General features: G+C 70.7%; 19 protein-coding genes. 6 read left to right on the top strand and 13 right to left on the bottom strand.

Features of this window, described 5'->3' with window-relative positions:
• The first annotated feature begins 66 nt into the window (after positions 1-66).
• From VL15_RS23860 to VL15_RS23835, 6 genes are all read left to right on the top strand, one after another.
• Positions 67-1,548, top strand: coding sequence for an aldehyde dehydrogenase family protein (locus tag VL15_RS23860; protein WP_048248958.1), 1,482 nt, complete (start codon positions 67-69; stop codon positions 1,546-1,548).
• Positions 1,549-1,716: 168 nt separating this feature from the next.
• Positions 1,717-2,994 (top strand): NAD(P)/FAD-dependent oxidoreductase, encoded by a 1,278-nt coding sequence (locus VL15_RS23855; RefSeq protein WP_048249068.1) that lies wholly within the window; start codon positions 1,717-1,719, stop codon positions 2,992-2,994.
• Positions 2,995-3,059: 65 nt separating this feature from the next.
• Complete coding sequence (locus tag VL15_RS23850; protein ID WP_048248957.1) at positions 3,060-3,368, top strand: (2Fe-2S)-binding protein; 309 nt, start codon at positions 3,060-3,062, stop codon at positions 3,366-3,368.
• On the top strand, positions 3,350-4,771 hold the full coding sequence (locus tag VL15_RS23845) for an NAD(P)/FAD-dependent oxidoreductase (protein ID WP_048248956.1): 1,422 nt from the start codon (positions 3,350-3,352) through the stop codon (positions 4,769-4,771). The genes VL15_RS23850 and VL15_RS23845 overlap by 19 nt, the downstream gene beginning before the upstream one ends.
• On the top strand, positions 4,768-5,922 hold the full coding sequence (locus VL15_RS23840) for an NAD(P)/FAD-dependent oxidoreductase (RefSeq protein ID WP_048248955.1): 1,155 nt from the start codon (positions 4,768-4,770) through the stop codon (positions 5,920-5,922). Before VL15_RS23845 ends, VL15_RS23840 begins: the two co-directional genes overlap by 4 nt.
• A gap of 11 nt (positions 5,923-5,933) precedes the next feature.
• On the top strand, positions 5,934-6,389 hold the full coding sequence (locus VL15_RS23835; protein ID WP_048248954.1) for a helix-turn-helix domain-containing protein: 456 nt from the start codon (positions 5,934-5,936) through the stop codon (positions 6,387-6,389).
• A 58-nt stretch (positions 6,390-6,447) separates the two neighbouring features.
• Here VL15_RS23835 and VL15_RS23830 read toward each other — a convergent pair whose 3' ends face one another.
• From VL15_RS23830 to VL15_RS23770, 13 genes are read right to left on the bottom strand one after another with little or no spacing between them, the layout of a single operon-like run.
• Positions 6,448-6,702: a hypothetical protein gene (locus tag VL15_RS23830; protein ID WP_048248953.1), complete on the bottom strand. Its 255-nt coding sequence runs from the start codon at positions 6,700-6,702 to the stop codon at positions 6,448-6,450.
• A 30-nt stretch (positions 6,703-6,732) separates the two neighbouring features.
• Positions 6,733-8,142: an FAD-binding oxidoreductase gene (locus VL15_RS23825; protein WP_048248952.1), complete on the bottom strand. Its 1,410-nt coding sequence runs from the start codon at positions 8,140-8,142 to the stop codon at positions 6,733-6,735.
• Between the two features lie 2 nt (positions 8,143-8,144).
• On the bottom strand, positions 8,145-8,687 hold the full coding sequence (locus tag VL15_RS23820; protein ID WP_048248951.1) for a hypothetical protein: 543 nt from the start codon (positions 8,685-8,687) through the stop codon (positions 8,145-8,147).
• A gap of 37 nt (positions 8,688-8,724) precedes the next feature.
• The gene (locus VL15_RS23815; protein ID WP_048248950.1) at positions 8,725-9,804 is read right to left on the bottom strand and encodes an ABC transporter permease; all 1,080 of its coding nucleotides are present in this window, start codon (positions 9,802-9,804) and stop codon (positions 8,725-8,727) included.
• A complete protein-coding gene (locus tag VL15_RS23810) occupies positions 9,797-10,810 on the bottom strand; it encodes an ATP-binding cassette domain-containing protein (protein WP_048248949.1) in 1,014 nt (337 codons plus the stop codon). The genes VL15_RS23815 and VL15_RS23810 overlap by 8 nt, the downstream gene beginning before the upstream one ends.
• 13 nt (positions 10,811-10,823) lie before the next feature.
• Positions 10,824-11,897: a TauD/TfdA family dioxygenase gene (locus VL15_RS23805; RefSeq protein WP_048248948.1), complete on the bottom strand. Its 1,074-nt coding sequence runs from the start codon at positions 11,895-11,897 to the stop codon at positions 10,824-10,826.
• Between the two features lie 3 nt (positions 11,898-11,900).
• Complete coding sequence (locus VL15_RS23800) at positions 11,901-12,563, bottom strand: class I SAM-dependent methyltransferase (protein WP_048248947.1); 663 nt, start codon at positions 12,561-12,563, stop codon at positions 11,901-11,903.
• A 29-nt stretch (positions 12,564-12,592) separates the two neighbouring features.
• A complete protein-coding gene (locus VL15_RS23795; protein WP_048248946.1) occupies positions 12,593-13,822 on the bottom strand; it encodes a citrate/2-methylcitrate synthase in 1,230 nt (409 codons plus the stop codon).
• Between the two features lies 1 nt (position 13,823).
• Positions 13,824-15,671, bottom strand: coding sequence for an acyl-CoA dehydrogenase (locus VL15_RS23790; RefSeq protein ID WP_048248945.1), 1,848 nt, complete (start codon positions 15,669-15,671; stop codon positions 13,824-13,826).
• Complete coding sequence (locus VL15_RS23785; RefSeq protein ID WP_048248944.1) at positions 15,671-16,762, bottom strand: hypothetical protein; 1,092 nt, start codon at positions 16,760-16,762, stop codon at positions 15,671-15,673. Before VL15_RS23785 ends, VL15_RS23790 begins: the two co-directional genes overlap by 1 nt.
• A complete protein-coding gene (locus VL15_RS23780) occupies positions 16,759-18,333 on the bottom strand; it encodes an acyl-CoA ligase (AMP-forming), exosortase A system-associated (protein ID WP_048248943.1) in 1,575 nt (524 codons plus the stop codon). The genes VL15_RS23785 and VL15_RS23780 overlap by 4 nt, the downstream gene beginning before the upstream one ends.
• A gap of 20 nt (positions 18,334-18,353) precedes the next feature.
• Positions 18,354-19,529, bottom strand: coding sequence for a PLP-dependent decarboxylase (locus tag VL15_RS23775; RefSeq protein ID WP_048248942.1), 1,176 nt, complete (start codon positions 19,527-19,529; stop codon positions 18,354-18,356).
• On the bottom strand, positions 19,519-20,508 hold the full coding sequence (locus VL15_RS23770) for a 3-oxoacyl-ACP synthase (protein WP_048248941.1): 990 nt from the start codon (positions 20,506-20,508) through the stop codon (positions 19,519-19,521). Before VL15_RS23770 ends, VL15_RS23775 begins: the two co-directional genes overlap by 11 nt.
• Between the last annotated feature and the right edge of the window lies 1 nt (position 20,509).

Below are 20,509 nucleotides of genomic sequence, written 5' to 3'. Positions count from 1 at the left end.
CGTCGCGCCCGTTTGCCACTGGCCGTTCCATCGGCGCCGGGCGCGACGCACCCCGGAGTCATCCTGATGAACAGTTTCGATCCGGCCGTCGTCGCGGTGCGCAGCGCGCACTTCATCGGCGGCGCATTCATCGACGGCGCGGCGGCGCTCGACGTGCGCAGGCCGTCCGACGGCCACGTCTACGCGACGCTGCCGATTGCCGACGCGACGCTCGTCGACCACGCGGTCGAGAACGCATGGCATGCGTTCAGGACCAGCGACTGGGCACGCCGCGCGCCGCGCGAGCGCGCACGCGCGATGCGGCGCTGGGCCGACCTGATCGAGGCGGATGTCGCGACGCTCGCGCCGCTGGAAGCGGTCGGCTCGACCCGGCCGATCGCCGACGCGGCGCGCTGGGACGTGCCGTTCACCGCCGAAGGCATTCGCTTCTACGGCGAGTGGGCGGACCGGATCGGCGGTGAAGTCGCCGCCACGCGCAGCGATCATCTCGGGATGACGATCGCGGAACCGTACGGCGTGATCGCGGCGATCGCGCCGTGGAATTTCCCGCTGGTGATGGCGTCGTGGAAGATCGCGCCGGCGATCGCGGCCGGCAACGCGGTCGTGCTGAAGCCGTCCGAGATGACGCCGTTCTCGGCGCTGCGGCTGGCCGAGCTCGCGATCGAGGCGGGGATTCCGCCCGGCATCTTCAACGTCGTGCAAGGCGACGGCCGGACGACCGGCGACGCACTGTGCCGGCATCCGAGAATCGGGAAGGTGACGTTCACCGGCTCGACGCAGACCGGCGCGGCGATCATGGCGGCGTGCGCGCAGTCGGGCACGAAACCCGTCACGCTCGAGCTCGGCGGCAAGAGCCCGCAGCTCGTGTTCGCCGATGCGCCGAACCTCGATACGGTCGCGCGCCGCGTCGCCGCCGCGATCGCCGGCAACGCGGGGCAGGTGTGCGTCGCCGGTTCGCGGCTGCTCGTGCAGCGCGGTATCGAAGCGCGCTTCGTCGACCGGGTCGCGGCCGCGTTCGCCGAGTTGAAGCCGGGCATGACCTGGGCGGCCGGCACGACGCTCGCGCCGATCGTGTCGCAGCCGCAGCTGCAGCGGATCGACGCGATCGTGCAGCGCACGCTCGAAGGCGGCGCGCAGGCGGTCGCGGGTGGCGCGCGCATCGCGCTCGCCGGCGACGGGGCGTTTTACGCACCGACGATCCTGACCGGCGTGACGACGCAATCGCCGGCCGTGCGCGACGAGATCTTCGGGCCGGTGTTGACCGTGCAGACGTTCGACGACGAGGACGAGGCGCTTGCGCTCGCCGCGCACGACAAGTACGGGCTCGCGGCCGGCGTGCATACGGCCGATCTCGGGCGCGCGCTGCGGATGATGCGCGGCCTCGAGGCCGGCACCGTGTGGATCAACCGTTACGGGCGCACGTCGGATTTCGTGATCCCGACCGGCGGCTACAAGCAGTCGGGTATCGGCAAGGATCTCGGTCGTTACGCGTACGAGGCGAACCTGCGTTTCAAGAGCGTATTGATCGACATGTCGGTGGAGGCGTGACGGATGGCACCGGCGCATGCCGAGCAGGGTGTGCTGCCGCAGCCGTGCAAAACAGCGCTTGATGCGCGCGCCGCGCGCCAATACGCGGCAACTGCGCTTTTTGGCGATGATTAAATGGTTTTCACCGGGCGGCGATCGTCCGAGCGCGGAATGCTCACGAAGGATCCGATGAAATTCGAATCGTACTGGCTGGATACCCGACCCGCCTTTGGCGCCGGTAGCGAAGGGCGCGTCGAAGGGCGTGCCGACGTGGTCGTGATCGGCGGCGGCTTTACCGGATTGTCGGCGGCGCTGGCGCTCGCGCAGCGCGGCGTGTCGGTCGTGGTGCTCGAAGCCGCGCAGGTCGCGGCGGAGGCGTCCGGCCGCAATGGCGGTCAATGCAATACCGGCGTCGCGCAGGACTACGCATCGCTTGCCGGACGAATCGGCGCGGAGCAGGCGAAGCAGTTCTACCGCGCGTACGAAAGCGCGGTGAAGAGTGTCGAGACGATCGTTGCCGACCACGCGATCGACTGCGATTTCCGGCGCGCCGGCAAGCTGAAGCTTGCAGCGAAGCCGCAGCATTTCGCGGGGCTCGCGAAGACCTTCGATGCATTGCGGCGCGACGTCGATCCGGACATCGAACTGATCGAACCGTCGCGGATCCGCGACGAGGTCGGCTCCGACGGATTCTACGGCGGCCTGTTGCAGCGCAACGGCGCGCAGATGCATATGGGCAAGTTCGGCGTCGGACTCGCGCAGGCCGCCGCGCGGGCCGGCGCACGCATCTACGAGCAGGCGGCCGTCACGCAGCTCGAGCGGCTCGACGGCGAGCGCCACGCGATTACCTGCGCGCGCGGCACGATCGTGGCCGATCGCGTGCTGGTCGCGACCGGCGCATCGCAGCACGGGCCGTTCGCGTGGTTCCGGCGGCGCATCGCGCCGGTCGGCAGTTTCATCGTGGTGACCGAGCCGCTGCCCGACGCGCAGCTGAACCGGCTGCTGCCGCACCGCCGCGCGTACGTGACGTCGCGCCAGATCGGCAACTACTTCCGCGTGACGCCCGACAACCGGCTGCTGTTCGGCGGCCGCGCGCGCTTCGCGATGTCGAGCCCGCGCTCGGATGCGAAAAGCGGCGATATCCTGCGCGCCGGGATGGCCGGTTATTTCCCGGCGCTCGCGAACGTGCGGCTCGACTATTGCTGGGGCGGTCTCGTCGACATCACGGCCGACCGCCTGCCGCGCGCGGGCCAGCACGAGGGCGTGTATTACTCGATGGGATACAGCGGCCATGGCGTGCAGATGTCGGTGCACATGGGCCGCGTGATGGCGGACGTGCTGTACGGCGCGGCCGCATCGAATCCGTGGCGCGAGCTCGACTGGCCGGCGATACCAGGCCATTTCGGACACGCGTGGTTCCTGCCGTTCGTCGGCGCGTACTACCGGCTGCAGGACATCCTGCACTGAATGATGAACAGCGACGCGGCGGGCCGCCCGGTGTGCGGGCCGCTCGCGCGACAGGAGGGTTGCAGATGACAGGGCGATTCGTTCGTCTCGCCGAAACCGGGCGCCGTCCGGTTGCATTCAGCGTCGACGGCCGCACGGTGACCGGGCTCGAGGGCGATACGCTGCTCGTCGCGATGCTGACGCAGACCGGCCACGTGCGGCAGTCCGAGTTCGGCCCCGAGGCGCGGGCCGGTTTCTGCCTGATGGGCGCGTGCCAGGACTGCTGGGTCTGGACCGCCGACGGCGAGCGCCTGCGCGCGTGCACGACCGTCGTGCAGCCGGGCCTCGATATCGTCACCCGCCAACCGGAGGCGCAATGGTCGAGCCTCGCGTAATCGTCGTCGGCGCCGGGCCGGCCGGCGTGCGCTGCGCGCAGACGCTGGTGGAAGCCGGCGTGCGGCCGCTCGTGATCGACGAAGGGCGGCGCGACGGCGGCCAGATCTACCGGCGCCAGCCCGACACGTTCTCGCGCCCGTACGACAAGCTGTACGGCACCGAGGCCGTACGCGCGCAAGACCTGCACGACACGTTCGAGCGCCTGCGCGCGTCGCTCGACTACGCGCCCGATACGCTCGCGTGGAACGTGTCCGGCGGCGCGCTCTACACCGCGCACGACGGCGCGTCCGAGCGTCGCCCGTACGACGCGCTGGTGCTGTGCCCGGGCGCGACCGACCGGCTGATGCCCGTCAAGGGCTGGCAGTACGCGGGCACGTACAGCCTGGGTGCGTCGCAGATCGCGCTGAAGGCGCAGGCCTGCGCGATCGGCGCGAACGTCGTGTTCATGGGCTCGGGCCCGCTGCTGTATCTCGTCGCGAACCAGTACGTGCAGGCCGGCGCGAACGTCGCGGCCGTGCTCGACACGTCGCCCGCCGCGAACCGGCTGCGCGCGCTGCCGAAACTGCTCGCGCGGCCCGACGTGCTCGTGAAGGGCATCGCGCTCACCCGTGCGCTGAAGCGCGCCGGCGTGCGTATCGAGCACGGGATCGAGCCGCTCGAGATTCACGGCGATCCCGCGCAGGGCGTGTCGGGCGTCAGTTTTCGCACGGCCGACGGCACCGCCGCGGTCATCGATTGCGACGCGCTCGCACTGGGCTACCACCTGCGCGCGGAGACGCAGCTCGCGGACCTGGCCGGCTGCGCGTTCCGCTTCGACGGCGACACGCGGCAATGGCTGCCGCAGCTCGACGACATGGGGCGCAGCTCGGTCGCGGGCGTTTATCTGGCCGGCGACGGCGCGCGCGTGCTCGGCGCGGACGGCGCGGAAGCGGCGGGCCGCCTCGCGGCGCTCGCGGTGCTGACGGATCTCGGGCGGCCGGTCGACGCGCGCGCGGTCGCCGCGCTGCAGCGCGAACGCGCGAAGATGGGCCGTTTCAGCGCGGGGCTCGCGCAGGCGTTTCCGTGGCCCGCGCAACAGGCCGCGACGCTGTCCGACGACACGATCCTGTGCCGCTGCGAGGGCGTGAGCGTCGGCGAGCTGCGCCGCGTGATCCGCGACGAGGGCGCGTGCGAAGCGAATCGCGCGAAGGCGTTTAGCCGCGTCGGAATGGGGCGCTGCCAGGGCCGCTACTGCGGCCACGCGGGCGCCGAGGTGATCGCCGCCGCGGCTGGCGTGCCGCTCGAAGCGGTCGGCCGCCTGCGCGGGCAGGCGCCCGTGAAGCCGCTGCCGGTCGCGCTGCGCGCGGCGGGCGCGCCGCCCGCGCCGCGGGCCGAAGCCGCGACGATGACGGGGGACGAATGATGCGGGCCGATGCGGATGTCGTGATCGTGGGCGGCGGCTTCATGGGGGCCGCGGCGGCGTTTTTCCTGCGCCGGCGCGGCCGCTCGGTGATTCTGCTCGAACGCGGGCTGATCGGGCAGCAGGCGAGCGGTACCAACTTCGGCAATGTGCGACGCCAGGGCCGGTTCCTGCCGCAATTGCCGCTGGCGAACCGCTCGCGCGAGATCTGGGGCCGAATGCCCGAACTGATCGGGCACAGCGCCGAATTCCTGCAGACCGGGCACGTTCGCGTGTGTTATCGACAGGAGCAGGACGACGCGTTCGACATCTATGCGCGCGAGGCCGCGCATTACGGGCTGAAGCTCGACCTGTATCGCGGCGCGTCGATGCGCGCGAAGTTTCCGTTTCTCGGCCCGGAGGTGCTGAGCGCGTCCCATTCGGCGCTGGACGGCCATGCGAACCCGCGGCTTGCCGCGCCGGCGTTCGGCCGGGCGGCGGTGTGCGCGGGGGTGCGGATCGAGGAGAACACCGCGATCGCGACCGTCGAGAAGGACGGCGACACGTTTCGCGCGACGAGCGACGACGGGCGCGTGTTCTGCGCGCCGAACTTGCTCGTGACGGCCGGCGCGTGGGGCAACCAGCTCAGCACGCAGTTCGGCGAACCGGTGCCGATCGCGGTCAACGGGCCGCAGATGTGCGTGACCGAGCCCGTGCCGTATTCGATCCTGCCGTCCGTCGGCGTCTCGTCGCCGCATATCGAGGAAGTCGTGTACTTCCGGCAGGTCGAGCGCGGCAACATCGTCATCGGCGGCTGCGCGCGTGCGCCGGCCTATCTCGACGAACGGCGCGCGAAGGTGCTGCCCGAGAGCACGCTGCTGCAGTTCACGCAGCTCGCGCGCGTCGCACCGGCGCTGACGCGGCTGAACATCATTCGCGTATGGAGCGGCGTCGAGGGCTACATGCCGGACGATCGGCCGATCATGGGGCGCAGCGCGAAGGTCGACGGGCTGTATTACGCGTTCGGCTTCTGCGGGCACGGTTTCCAGCTCGGGCCGGGCGTCGGCGACACGATGGCGGAGCTGATCGACACGGGAGCGACGAGCACGCCGATCGATCCGTTCGCGATCGCGCGCTTCGCGGCGCCGGCCGACGCGACGCACGCGACGACCTGATGGAGCCTCGCATGGCCGACGTTTTTCATTCTGCCGGTGAGCCCGCGTCGATCCGCTCGTTCGGTGTCGCGCAGTCCGTATCGCATGCCGTCGGCGGCGCGCTGCGCATCATCGAGACGTCGTACGCGCAGCCGTTGAGCATCGAGGCGCTCGCGACGGTCGCCGGGCTGAGCGTGTCGCGGTTTGCCGCACGTTTTCGCAGCGAGCTGGGCGTGTCGCCGCATCGTTATCTGTGCCTCGTGCGGGTCCGGCGCGCGCAGGATCTGCTGCGCGCGGGGCTGCCGCCGTCGGTCGTCGCGACCGAGGTCGGTTTTTTCGACCAGAGCCATTTGTGCCGCCATTTCCGTCGGGTGCTTGGGCGCACGCCACGCGATTACGTCGATGGGCCGCGCGCGGCCCGATCGAATTCGACGACGTCGGGATCGTGTCCCGGACCGCGCGAGACGGATACGCTGGCCCTTCGGTAAGCCCGGACACGATGACACCGAGCCCTCGCCGATTCATCTCGCACCTGCGTACGAACAATCAGTCTTTCCGCGTGTCCGGCTTCCGAACCCGATAGGGCGCGAGGTTGTTTGAATTGCCGTCCCGCCATTGCTCGAGGTCGCGCCACAGCGCCGGGCGTGCATGGTCGCGTCGCGGCAGATTGATCAGGTACGCGACGCCATCCACGTTGACCACCACGCCGGAGTCGGGCAGGGTCGTCGGAATGCCGGAAAGCGGTTGATCCGCATCCGGTTCGGCGGGCATGCCTGCGCTGGACGGGCGTTGAAACATCATGCGAATTCTCCGTGGCGCCTTGACGGCGCGTCAGTATCGGACACGCCCGATCAAACCCAGCGGGTCGATCGCGTGCTGGACGGCAGCGGCGAGCTGCCGCGGTTCGGCCGGGACAAGCTTCCGGTAGTACGCGACATTGACCGGGCCGACGCCATGTTCCGCGCTGAAGCATCCGCCCGCGCGCACGACGCGGTCATACAGCGCGCCGCGCAGCGCGACCTGTTGCAGCGGTCCGTACCGTTGCGCACTCGCGTGCGGGATCGACACGACGAGATGGCAGCCGCCGTCACCGAAATGGCCGAACGCATGACAACGCAGCGACGGATGCGCGGCCGCGATCCACTGCTCGGCGTCGGTGATGAACGCGGCAAGCGCACCGCGCGGAAACGACACGTCGAACGACAACGGGATGCCGCCTTGCGCGACCGCGGCCGGCAGCGCGTCGCGGATCCGCCAGAACCGTTCGGCCGGCGCGCAGGCCGCGTCGAGCACCACGCGTTCGTTCGCGAGCGCGTCGAGCGTGGCAAGGGCGCGCTCCTCGAGCAGCGCATCGAGCCCCGGCATGCCGGTCGCGATCTCGACGAGCGCGTAGCACGCGGCATCGCCGGCCGCGAACGGGACGCGCAACGCCGGAAACGCGGCGGCGACACAGCCGACCGCGGCAGCCGACATGAATTCGAACGCCGACAGCATCTCGCCGAACGCACGCTCGAACGCGAGCAGGCCGGCGAGCGCCGCATCGTACGACGCGAACGCGACGAACGCCGCAACGGACGAGCGCTCCAGCGGCGCGAGCGCGAACGATACGGCCGTCACGAGCCCGTTGGCGCCGTTTGCACCGATGAAGCACTGCGTGACATCGAAGCCCGCGTTGCGCTTGCGCAGCGGCGCGAGCGCGTCGATCACGGTGCCCGCCGCGTCGGCGAGCACGGCTTCGACGCCGAGCACATTGCGGCGCACGTCGCCGTACTTGATGAGACGGCTGCCGCCCGCGTTGGCGCCGACGAGGCCGCCGGCCGCCGGATCGCTGCCGAGATCGATCGGCAGGCACAGGCCGGCTTCGGCCGCCACGCGATTGAGGTCGGACAGGCGCACGCCGGCCTCGACCGTGATGCTGCGATTCGCCGGATCGAACGCGCGAATGGCACGCATCCGGTCGAACGACACCACGCACTGCGAGCCGCTGCGATCGGGCACGGCGGCGCCGACGAGCCCGGTGCGCGCGCCCTGCGCGACGAGTGCAACCCGGTGCGCGACGGCGATGCGTGCGAGTGCGCTCGTGTCGGCGGTCGACGCCGGTCGCGCGACGCCCAACGCCACGCCGCCGATCAGCGCCGCGTCGGTCGCGTACGGCTCGCACGATGGGCCTTCGAGCCAGCCGTCGCCGAGCGTCGCGGCGAGCGCGAGTTGTTGCGCGGTGCGTTCGGGCAGCGAGTTCATCGTCAGTTCGCCCGCACCAGTTGCTTGCGCAGCCGGCCGCGCACGACGACCAGCGCGAGCAGCGGCACGACGCCGCCCCACAGCGGGCTGTGCCGCATCGTGATCGACACCGCGAGCGCGACGGCGGTGACGGCGAGCAATACGAGCGACAGCGAACGCGCGCGCGCGTGGTCGACGAACGCGCCGTCGACGAAACCGCCGTCCGACCACGCGGTATGCACGATACCGACGACCAGCACGCAGACGAGCATCGCGGCCGGCCCGAGTTCCTCGCCCCACAGGCGGCTACCCGTCGGCGACACGATCGCGAGCACGGCGCCGATCACGAGAAACAGGTCGACACCGAGCGCGATGCTGTTGCGGTCCGCGCGGCGGATCAGCCAGGCGCCGTGCACGAGCGCGAGCACGCCGCCGATCAGGAACGCATGCGTCCAGCGTACGTCCGGCTGCTCGGGCCCCAGCCGGCCGTAGAACAGGAACACGATCGCGGGCAGGAAGTTGCTGGCGTGCAGAAGGTAGTCGGTTATGGGATTGGTCGATTTCATCGGGATTTTCTCCATCGTCGAAACAGCGGGCGACGCGTCATGCGTCATGCCAGCGGAACAGCCGCGCGGCGGCAAACAGGAACAGCGCCGTGCTCGCGGTCATGCCGAGCAGTTGCGGCGCGAGCTGTGCATACGACGCGCCGTCGACCAGCGCGCCGCGCAGCGCAACGGCGAACTGGTTGGTCGGCAGGAACGCGAGCACGGCCTTGAGCCATGCCGGTGCGTCGTGCATCGGAATCGTCAGGTCGCTGAAGAACAGCAGCGGGTAGTAGGTGACGTTGCACGCGAGTTCGGCGGCCGCCAGCGAGCGGGTCCGGCTCGCGAGCAGCACGCCGATGCTCAGCACCATCGCCGCGCCGAGCAGCACGATCGGCAGCGCGCGCAGCCCGTCCGGCGACGCGATCGGCAGCGCGATGCCGAACGCGACGCGCGCGACCGTCAGCAGCACGAGCGCCGACAACGCCATCATCACCATCCGCGCGACGATCAGTGCGGCCAGGAACACACCGCGCGAGACCGGGAAGCACACGTACAGCTTGAACGTATTGCGTTCGCGCAGCGCGGCGATCGCGGTCGTCGTCGAATTGAGGCCGATCGCCATGAACGCCATCACGAGAATGCCGGTCGCGAAGAACGCGCCATAGTCGAACGGGCGGCGCGCCGGTGCCGCGTTCTCGAAGCGCGCCTGCGCGGCGGGCAGCCCGAGCCGCTGCGCGTCGCAGCGCGCGAGTGCGATCTCGACGACCCGCGATGCGGCCTTGACCGCGAGCGAGCCGTTGAAGTCGTAGCGGATCGTCGCCGGCGTGCGTTCGTCCGCGCCCAGCACGACGGTGACGCGATCGGCCGCCGCGCCGCTGCCGCCGAAGGTCGCCTTGACCGTGTCGCTGTGCGACAGGCTTGCGACGATCTGCGCTTCGCATGCGCGGCTGTAAGCGGTCGGGCCGCCGGGCACGTCGAACGCGATGTTGGCCGTGCCGAGCGAGCCGGACCCGCCGAACGCGAACAGCATCACGCTCAGCAGGAACAACGGGAACACGAGCGTCCAGAACAGCGACGAGCGGCTGCGCAGATAACCGAGCAGCTCGTTGCGAACGAGGATCAGGAAGACCTTAGTCATGGGCAGGGCCCTCGGTGCAGAGACGCAGCAGGTCGCCCGGGGTGCTGGGCGCGAGCGCGAGATGCTGGATGCCCCGTTCGCCGACGATCCGGTGCACGTTCGGATGCAGCGTCGCATCGCCGAACACTTCGACGACGTGCGCCGCCGACACGCGCACGCCGGTCACGCCGGGCAGCGCCGCGAGCCGCTTGCGCAGCGCACGCGCGTCGGCTTCGTCGCGGCAATGCAGGACCGCACGCGCTGCGCCGACGAGTTCCGCCTGCAGCGTCGCCTTGTCGCCCTGGTAGCGCACGCCGCCGTCGCGCACCCATACGAGATCGTCGACGACGGCCAGTTCTTCTTCGGCGTGGCAGATCATCGCGACGCTCGTTCCGCGCGCGCGGTCGCGCAGCAGGTCGATCACGACACCGGCATAACGGCGGTCGAGGCCGGTGAACGGTTCGTCGAGCACGGCCAGTTCGGGCCGGTGCGCGAGCGCGACGTAGAGGTCCACGCGCTGGCGCTGCCCTTTCGACAGCGCACGGCACGGCTTGTCGAGCAGTTCGGCGATGCCGAGTGCGTCGGTGATCGCGGCATCCGCATGCACGTACATCGCGCGGTGCAGCGCGACGATCTCCGAGATGCGCAGATGGTCGGGGTACTCGACCTTCTGCAATTGCGCGCCGAGCCGCCGCAGCGATGGCGTATCGCGCATGAAGCGCTCGGCCGGCACGTCGAGCACGCGCACGTCGCTGCCGCCGCGCCGGAAGCCGAGCAGCGTTTCGAGCAACGTGGTCTTGCCGGAGCCGTTCGGCCCGACGATCGCGGTGATCGCGCCGAGCCGGAACCGGACATGCCGCGCGGAGAAGCGGAAATCGCCGGCCGCGACGTCGATCGCGCGCGCGCCGAGCGCCGCGCCCGGCGCATGCGCATCGGGCAGCGGCTGCGTGCCCGTGCGCTGCGGCCGGTCGAATGCGGTGTGCGGGCCGAACATCGCGCGCACGGAAGCGAGAAACGAGACGCTCATGGTCGGGATCCTGTCAGTCGAACAGCATGACCTGCGTATCGCGCGCGCCCCGGTACGGGTTGCGGCCGTGCGCGACCAGCATGTTGTCGACCACGAGCACGTCGCCGGCCTGCCACGGGAACGACAGTTCCTCGTCGTCGAGCGCGTCGTAGATCGCGGCGAGATCGTCGTACGGCATCGGCGAACCGTCGCCGTAGCGGATCTCGTACGGGAACGCGGCGCGCTCGCCGTACATGCGCTGCAGGTAGCGGTAGCTGAGCTCGCCCATCGAACGCGGGTTCGGGTGCTGCGCGCTCGCCTGGTTGAACCAGACGGTTTCGCCGGTGCGCGGATGCGCGCGCAGCGCGCTGCCGACGTGCGACACGGTCACGCTGCCGTCGTCGAGCCAGCGGCAGCCGACGCCGCGCTCCGCGCACAGCCGCTCGACCTCGTCGCGCTCGGCGGTGCCGAACGCGTCGTCCCACGGCCGGTGGTACGCGGCGAACGGCAGGTTCGGGTTGGCGGCGAGCCCGTCCGCGCGATCGCCGGGCGCCGCGAAATTGCGCAGGTACATCACGCCGCGTTCGGCGAACCGCTCGCGCAGCGCGGCCGGCACGCGCGCCGTCACGCGGCGCATGTCGCAGATCGGCGTTTCGCCGCCCGCGTCGGCCGGCTGCCGGCAATAGAACGCGACGAGGCGCGGGAACGCGGGCATGTAGGCCATCTCCTGGTGCAGCCCGATCTTGAACGGCGGCGGCATGCGGGTCGACTCGTAGACCTGGCCGTCGATCTGCCGGCGCGGCGCGGCGCCCGCCGTGTAGCCGTTCGCGTGCGCCGGATACAGCGCGCCGAGGCGGCCGAACGCGGCGGTGTCGGGCACCGCGAAGCCGCGCCACAGCAGCGCGCCGCACGCATCGAGCAGCGTGTCGATCGTGTCGAGCCGCGAGCGGTACCACGCGACGAACATGTCCGGCGAGGTCGCGAGTTCGGCGCTGCGCGGCGTCACGCACAGCGGCAGCGTTGCGCCGGGCGCGACCGCCGAGCAGTGGACATCGTCGGCGCCGAGCCGCACGGCGGCGTGCGCGGCGAGGAAGGCGAGATCGGTCATCGCTCAGGCCAGCGCCGGTTTCTTCAGCAGGATTTCGAAGCCGAGCGCGCCGAGCCCGGCGCTCGGGCTGTAGATCGACGCGACGTCCGCGAGGCCGGCTTCGGCGACGAGCGCATGCGCTTCGTCGAGCGTGATCTTTTCCTCGACGTGGGTCGGCGGATAGTCGGCGGCCGCGCGCATTTCGGTGAAGCGGTCGAGCAGGTGCTGCGGCGCGTCGCGGCGCATGTCGTGCACGAGCGCGATGCCACCCGGTTCCAGCACGCGATACATCTCGGTCAGGCTGAGCGCCTTGTCGGGCAGGTGGTGCAGCGTCGCGCGGCCGACCGCCATCGTCAGCGTGCCGTCGTCGAACGGCAGTGCGAGCGCGTCGCCGACACGCATCTCGACCGTGTCGTCGAGGCCCAGCTCGTGGATGCGCGGCCGGCCTTCGTCGAGCATCGCCGGATCGAGGTCGATACCGACGTAGCGCCAGCCGCGCATGGCCGGATCGGTCGCGAGCCGCACCGGCACGACGCCGGTGGCCGTGCCGATGTCGGCGATCACGCCGGGCGTCATCCCGCGCGCCAACTGGCGGATGCGGCTGATGAACAGCAGGTCCCACGGTTCGAGCGTTTCGGTGGCGAAACGATCGTAGTCGTTCGCCGGGCGCAGGTTCTTGAGCAGCATGACGTTCCTTTTACGAATGGGTGAGAGGATCACAGCCAGCCGACCGGCACGGCGGCCAGCAGCCGTCGCGCGGTCGCGCTGTTGACACCGAACGCGGGGCGGCGGCGGCGCTCGACCGCATGCGCGGCCATCGCCGCGATGCGTGCGCCGAGCCCGATGCCGACACCCCAGGATGGCGCGGCGACACCGAGTTCGAGCAGCGTCGCGGCGGTCAGGAAATCGATGTTCGGCCGCAGCGCGCGACGCGCGTCGGCTTGCGCGCAACAGGCGTCGAACAGCGTCACGTACGCGCCGTCGAAGCCCTGCGCCGCGAACAGGCGGCGCATGTGCGGCGGACGCGGGTCGGCGACGAACAGCGGATGGCCGAAGCCGTACAGCGTGCGTTTCGCATCGAGCACCGCATCGATCGCGGCGCGACCGGCCGCGTCGAGCGCGGCGGCCGGTGCGCCGGTGCCGCCCGGGACCGACAGCGCGAGCGCGCCGAGCCAGTGCATCGCTTCGAGCGCGGCACCGACGTGCGACGGTCCGCTCGCGAGGAAACCGGCCGCGATCGCCTGCGTCAGCGTGACGCCGGTGCCGATCGCGACACGCGGCGCTAGCACGGTCGGCGTGATGTAGCCGAAGCCGGCGTGCCATGCGACGAGCAACATGTCCATCGCGGCTTGCGCGGACGCATCGGTGCGCGTCGCGCCGGTCAGCACGAGCATGCGTTGCGCTTGCGTCGCGGCGGCGTCGAGCCCCGCGCTGCCGAGGGCGGCGAACGGCCGGCCCTCGATCGCCGCATGCAGCAGGAACGGTGCGGCGGCCGCGCACAGCAGCATCGCGTCGAGATCGGCGTCGTCCGGCGCGTTGCCGTGCATGCGTGCCAGCACGTCGTCGAAGCCGCGCAACAGGCCGGACGCGGCCGCGAACACCGGCGCGACGCCCGCCGCGCCGAGATTCGCGGCGACGAACTGCGCGGCCGATCCCGGTGCCAGTGCAGCAGAGAATTCCGCCAGCCGGGCGCGGATCGCCGCCTCGTGTGCGCCGTGTTTAACGCTGCCGGGCGTGACGTCGAACCACAGGTGCGCGAGCGCGCCTTCGAACGTCGTCGCGCCGATCAGCGCGTTCAGGTCGAGATCGCGCACGCGCAGCGCTTCGGGCTCGAGCGTCGCGCCGTCGATGTCGGTGCCGCGGTGGCGGGTCGCCGGGCGGCCGAGCAGGTTGCGCGGTGCATCGCCGGTCGTGGCGGCCGCGCCGGAATCGAGTGTCGTGTCCATGTCAGTCCGCCTGCACGAGTTCTTCGCAACTGACGCTGATCGCCGCATGCGCCATCGTGGCGATCACCGCCGCATGCTGGTCGACGACGGGCAGCACGTTCGCGAAGTAGTAACGCGCGCTTTTCAGCTTGCCGCGATAGAACGCGAGTTCGGCGGGCGTATCGGCCGTGTCGGGTGCGTCGAGCCGGCGCGCGGCGATCGTCGCCGATTCGAGCAGCACCCACGCCGACGTGACGACGCCGAACATCTCGAGAAAACGCGTGTAGAACTGGCTGCTGCGGTGCGTGTGGCCGTCCTGCACGTCGCGGGCGATGTCGTCGAGCGCGGCGGCGATCCGGTCGGCGCCCGCGCGCAGCGCGTCGAACAGCGGACGCAGTTCCGCGTGCGTGCCCGCGTGATGCTGGCGTGCCAGGAAGGTGTCGAGTTCGTCGCGGTAATACTGGATCAGCCGCGAATGGCGGCCGAAACCGAGCTTGTCGCGCACGAGGTCCTGCGCCTGGATGTAGTTCGTGCCTTCCCAGATTGACAGGATCTTCACGTCGCGCGCGTTCTGCTCGACCGGGCTCGCGTCGGTATAACCGAGCCCGCCGTGCACCTGGATCGCGGTTTCGCAGATCCGCCACGCCTGGTCGGAGATGAACGCCTTGCAGATCGGCGTCAGCAGCAACTGCAGCTTGCGATGGCGCTCGATCTCGGCCGGATCGGCGTCGGGCGTCGCTTCGAGCATCGCTGCGCGCGTCGCGGTCGCCGCGAGCTTGCCGAGCAAGCCACGGCAGCCGTCGACGCGGCTCTTCATGTCGACCAGCATGCGCTGCACGTCCGCATGCTCGACGATCGCGACGCGCGCGGCGCTGGTGTTCGACGCGCGTTCGATCGGCCGGCCCTGCAGCCGGCGGCCCGCGTAGTCGACCGCATGCAGGTACGCGCTCGACGCGACGCCGACACCGAACATCCCGGTGCTCATCCGCGCCTGGTTCATCAGCGGCATCAATTGCAGCAGGCCGACGTTGCGCCGGCCGCCGAGCAGCCAGCCCTTGGTCGTGCCGTTCGAGCCGAACACCAGGTGCGTGTTCGCGCAGCCCTTGAGCCCCATCTTGCGCGGCAGGCCGATGCAGTCGACATGGTTCGGCTGCAGTTCGCCGGTTTCTTCGTCCGGCCAGAAGCGCGGCACGACGAGGCACGACAGCGAGAACGAGTCCGGCGACGCGGTGTCGATGCGGCCGAGCACGAAATACAGCGTGTTCTCGGTCAGCTCGTGCATGCCGGCCGAAATGTAGACCTTCTCGCCATCGATCGCATAGATATCGCGTTCGAGCGGCGTCGCACGCAGCGCGACCGCGGTGAGATCGGTGCCGGCCTGCGGTTCGGTCGCGCAGAAGCACGCGTCCCAGCGGTACGCCTCGAGCGGTGCAATCAGCGTCTTCTGATGCGGCGTGCCGTGCATCTGCAGCAGCTTGATCGCCGGGCGCGTGAAGCCGCCGTAGGTCATGAACGACGGATTCGCGCCCATGAACATCTCGTAGATCATCTGCGTGACGATCGGCGGCAGCCCGTGCGCGGTGCCGAACAGCGTGTTCGACCATTCGTCGCGAAAGCGCGCCCACAGCGCATGGAAATGCGACGGAATGCGCACCTGGCCGTCGTCGAGCAGCGTGCAGCCCTCGGCGTCCGCCTGCTGGTAGCTGCGGCCGAGGTCGAGCGCGAAATCCCGTGCGCGTTCGAGCAGCGCGTCGATCGATGCGCGATCGTGCGTGCTGTACGGCCCGTGTTCGAGAAAGCGCTGGTCGGCCTCGAACAGTTCCCACAGGAAAAAACGCAGCTCGCGCAGGCTTACCTTGTAGGCACTCATCACGCGTCTCCTTCGATATCGAGCGCGGCGTCGAGGCCGCCGGCCAGGTCGACGACAGCGGCGGCGGCCGCGCCATGCAGCGCCGTGTCCCAGACGAGCACCGTGCGGTGCTCGCCTTCGTCGAGCGCACCGGCGAGCCGGATCAGCGCGGCGGCCGATTCGGCCGACGACAGGTGGCCCGAGCCGTCGTGCTGGATCCGCGCGCCGAGCGGGATCGACGCGGCATCGGCCACGCGTGCCGCGAAGCCGGGATCGAAGCCGGGCGGCACGCACCAGTCGATCTGGCCCGCGCGCAGCTTCGCGCCGTCGAGTGCGCGGCGGATCGCGCGCGCGGCGACCGGCGCGAGCGTGTCGCGCAGCGCGGCCGGTGCGTCGGCCCACGGATCGGCGATCGACGGCCCGTATTCGACCGCGACGGACCGCACGCCGCCCCAGACGGCCGGTTCGGGCGTCGGGCCCGCGCGCGACACGAGCAGCGCGGCGGCTGCGTCGCCGTAGCCGACCAGGTCGCCGAACTGGCGGAAGAACGGATAGAGCCACTTGTCGCTCAGGATCACGAGCGCCTGGTCGCCTTCGTCGAGCAGCCCGTCGAGCAGCATCAGCGCCGAATACCAGCCGAGCGTGCCGTTCTGGCCGAGCGCGAACGGCGTCACGCGCTGCAGGCCGAGTTCGTACTGCATGCGGCCGACCACCGAATCGCCGATGCCCTCGTTGAGCGCGCAGCTCGCGACGATCACGTGGGTCGTGCGGGCGAGCTGCCCGGAGCCGAGCTGGTCGCGCAGGTCGAGCGCCGCATCGGCGGCGAGATCGGCGAGGCTGCGCCCGGGCGGCGCGACCCGCAGCGTGGGCCGGCCGCCCGGCGCGAGACGTGTGCCTTCCTCGGGCGTCAGCGCACCCATCCCACGCGGCCGCGCAAAGCGCGCCTGCGGCAACAGCAGGTGGCGGTAGCCGGGATGGCGCTCCTGTGCCTGAATCGCGCTGAACATGACGGCGGGTGGCAGCACCACGACGCCGCCGGACAGCGCGAGCGTGCCGGGCGCGGCGACGCGACGTGCGCCGAGGCAGGTTTCATCGAGCGTCGACAGGGTCATGCGGCGGTCTCCTCGAGGTTCGTGCGCGCGAACGTGTCGCGATACTGGGTTTTCAGTGCCGGGCGGTCGATCTTGCCGTTGGGGTTGCGCGGCAACGCCGGCAACGGTTCGACGACGAGCGGGCTCATGTAGGTCGGCAGTGCGTCGCGGCAGGCGCGCGCGATGTCGGCGCGGCACGCGTCGGCGTCCAGCGTCGACACGACGCATGCGGCAATCGCTTCGCCGAGCGCCGGGTGCGGGACGCTGAACACCGCCGCTTCACGGATATGCGGCAGCGCGAACAGCACGTCCTCGATCTCGGTCGGGCTCACGCGATAACCGGATGTCTTGATCATGTCGTCGCCGCGCGCGACGAAGTACAGGTAGCCGTCCGCATCGCGCCGCACGATGTCGCCGGACCACACGGCGACGTCGCCGCGCGGGATCTCGGCGTGCCGGCGCGGCAGCGCGCGAAAGCGCTGCGCGGTCAGCTCGGGCCGGTTCCAGTAGCCGAGCGTGACGAACGCGCCACGATGCACGAGTTCGCCGGGCTCGTCGGCCGCGCATTCGCTGCCGTCCGCACGCAGCACGAGGATCTCCGCGTTCGGCACGGCCTTGCCGATCGACGTCGGGCGCAGCGCCGCGTCGGCCGGCGCCAGGTAGGTCGAGCGGAACGCTTCGGTCAGCCCGTACATCAGGTACGGCGCGGCGTGCGTGAACAGCGCCTGCAGACGGTGCAGCAGCGGCGTCGCGAGATGGCCGCCGGTGTTCGCGAAGCGGCGGATCCGCGTGCGCGCGGTGTCGCTCCAGTCGGCGGACGCGAGCTGCATCCACAGCGGCGGCACGCCGGTGATCGACGTCACGCCGAGCGCGTCGCAATGACGCGGCACCTCGGCCGGCTGCAGGAAGTCGAGCGGCGCATAACACGCGCCGGATGCCAGCGCGGTCGTGAGCTGGCTCAGGCCCGCATCGAAGCTGAGCGGCAGCACGCCGAGCACGACATCGTCGTCGGCCAGCCCCTGGTACGCGGCCACGCTGAACGCGCCCGAGACCAGGTTGCGATGCGACACGACGACGCCTTTCGGCTTGCCGGTCGAACCGGACGTGTAGAGCAGCGCGGCCGGATCGTCGTCGACCGGCCGGCCGGCGATGGCCGGCGCCGGCGCGTCGCCGGGTGCGGCGATCGCATCGGCCAGTTCCTCGATCAGCAGCACGCGCGTACCGACCAGCGACGCGAGCGCCGGCAGACGCTTGAGCCGCTGCGCGCCGGTCACGAACAATGCCGCGCCGCTGTCGGCGACGATGTGTTCGATCTGCGCTTCCTTCAACTGCGGATTGACCGGCACGAAGATCGCGCCGAGGGCGTTGGCCGCGAGCATCGCGACCACGGTCTCGATGCGCTTCGGCGCGTAGATGGCGACGCGCTCGCCGGGCAGCACGCCGCGCGACGCGAGTGCGGCCGCCGCGCGCCGGACCGCGCGCGCAAGCTGTTCGTAAGTCATCGCGCCGCCGTCGTCGGCATACGCGAGATGCCGCGGCCAGCGCTGTGCGCCGTGCTCGAGCAGGTCGGCGACGCTGATCAGTGCGTTCATGATCGGCTCCTCTGGGTGTTTTAGGCGGGCCGCACGTACACGTGCGCGGCGTCGTGGGACAGGAAATGCGCCATCGAGTACGTGCGGTGATAGGCGCCGCAGCGCGCGAACACGGCGATGTCGCCGACCTGCGGCGGGGCGCCGGTGTCGTCGCGGCCGATCACGTCCGCGCGGCTGCAGGTACTGCCGGCGTAGATCGTCGGCACGCCGCGCGACGGCGGCGCGGGTGTGCGGCGCACGAGCGACGGCGCAGCCAGGCGGCGCATCACCGATTCGGTCTGCGCGAGCAGGAACGCGTGCGACAGGCCGCCGTCGCAGACGGCAATCGTGCGGTCCTGCCACGTCTTGACCGCGACGACGCGCGTCGCGAACACGCCCGCGTCGGCAAAGATCGCGCGGCCGGCTTCGTGGGCCAGCGTAAAATTTCTGACCAGCGGCGCCAGCGCGGTCGCATAGCGCGCGAACGCGGCGTCGCCTGGATGATCGTCGGCAAACCCGCCGCCGAGGCTCAGCGAGCCGAGCGGCGAGCCGTTGGCCGGCGCGAGATCGCGTGCGAGCGCCGCGAGCAATTCGGGCAGCGCGAGCGTGTCGGGTTGCGTCGCGTCCTGGCGAATGAACGAATGCGGGCCGGAGAACACGTGCAGCCCGGCTACCGGAAAGCCGGCGGCCGCGAGCGTGCGTACCGCGTCGTGCGCTTCGTTCGGCGTCATCCCGAAGTGGTCGTGCCACAGCGCGCGCGCGTGCTCGCCGGCCAGCGCACCGGCATTCAGGCGCAGCAGCACCGGGCCCGGCGTGCTGCCGCCGGCCGCTGCTTCGCGCGCCAGCGGCACGAAGCGCGCGACCGCGTCCGGGTTGTCGAGCACGAAATGGCAGCGCGACGCGAGCCCCGCGCGCATGAACATCTCGTCCATCGACGGATTGTTCAGGTAGCGCGGGGTCTTGATCCGGCCGATCACCGCGTCGAGTTCACCGCGGCTCGCGAGTTCGACGCCGTCCTCGTACGCATGCGCGCAGCGCGCGAGCATGTCCTGGTTCGGGTTCGCCTTCAGCGACACGATCAACTTCGTGCCGAGATGCGCCTTCAACGACCGATAGTGCGCGATCGCGACTTCCGGCTCGTACACGTAGCATGGCGTGCGCAGGTCGGCGATCCATGCGTGATCGCCGGCGGGCGGAAGCGGGCGGTCAGGCGTCATGGCGACCCACCGGATGAAGCGTGGCGGCCGCATACGCGCCGCAGTTCGACTGCATCACGCCGAGTACGCGCTTGCCGCGCGCCACCGCGTCGAGCCCGACGTCGGCCAGGTTGATCGGGAAATCCGAGCAGCACGCATGGCCGCGCGCAAAGATATTTTCCGCATACAGCCGCTCGGCCGGCACGCGCATCGCGCGGCACAGCGCGTTCCAGCCGGGCAGGTCGGCGTTGTGCGGCAGCATGAGTTCGTACGCATCGAGCGCGTGCGGCTCGAGCGCGACCGCCGCGTCGATCGCCTTGCGCGTGTACGGCCACTCCATCATGATCAGGTCGGCCTCGTTCGCGGCGACGGTATCCGAGCCGCGGTGCCATTTCGCATGCGTCTCGATCGCGATGCCGCCGAGCCGGTTTTTCGTGCTGTTGCGGGCGATCAGCATCGCGGCCGCGCCGTCGCACTGCACGCCGGTCATCTGCCGCATCCGGTAATCCTCGCCGTACACGCGGTCGGACGACACGACGAGCGCCGCGTCGAGCTGCGGATGGCGGCGCATCAGCGCGCGGACCGTCTCGATGCCGGCCGCCACCGACACGCAGTTCAGCTGCGCGACGGAGCCGAGCCACAGCGGCTCGATGCCGAAATGCGCGGCGAGTTCGTGCGGCAGGCTGCGCGGCGCGGGCGGCACGCTGAACTGCTGCGTGTGCACGTGCACGATAGCGCCGACGTCGGACGGCTGCACGCGGGCCGTGTCGAGCAGGCGGCCGGCTGCGGCGATCGCGAGGTCGGTCTCGCTCGTGTCGAGCGCCATGTGGAAATAGCGGCTGCCCGACTGCGCGATCGCCGCCGCCCGCTGCGCCGGGTAGTCGCGCTCGGCGGCCCAGGCCTCGATATCGACGGGCAGGCCCGGCAGCTCGTAGGCCACCGCGTCGATGCCGATCCAGAAGCCGGGGTCGCGGGATGCGTGGGAAGAGGGCATCGTCATG

The organism is Burkholderia cepacia (assembly GCF_001039005.1).
Lineage (GTDB): Bacteria > Pseudomonadota > Gammaproteobacteria > Burkholderiales > Burkholderiaceae > Burkholderia > Burkholderia theae.
Note: the sequence above shows the minus strand (reverse complement) of the source record. Positions and strands in the feature narration are given on the sequence as shown.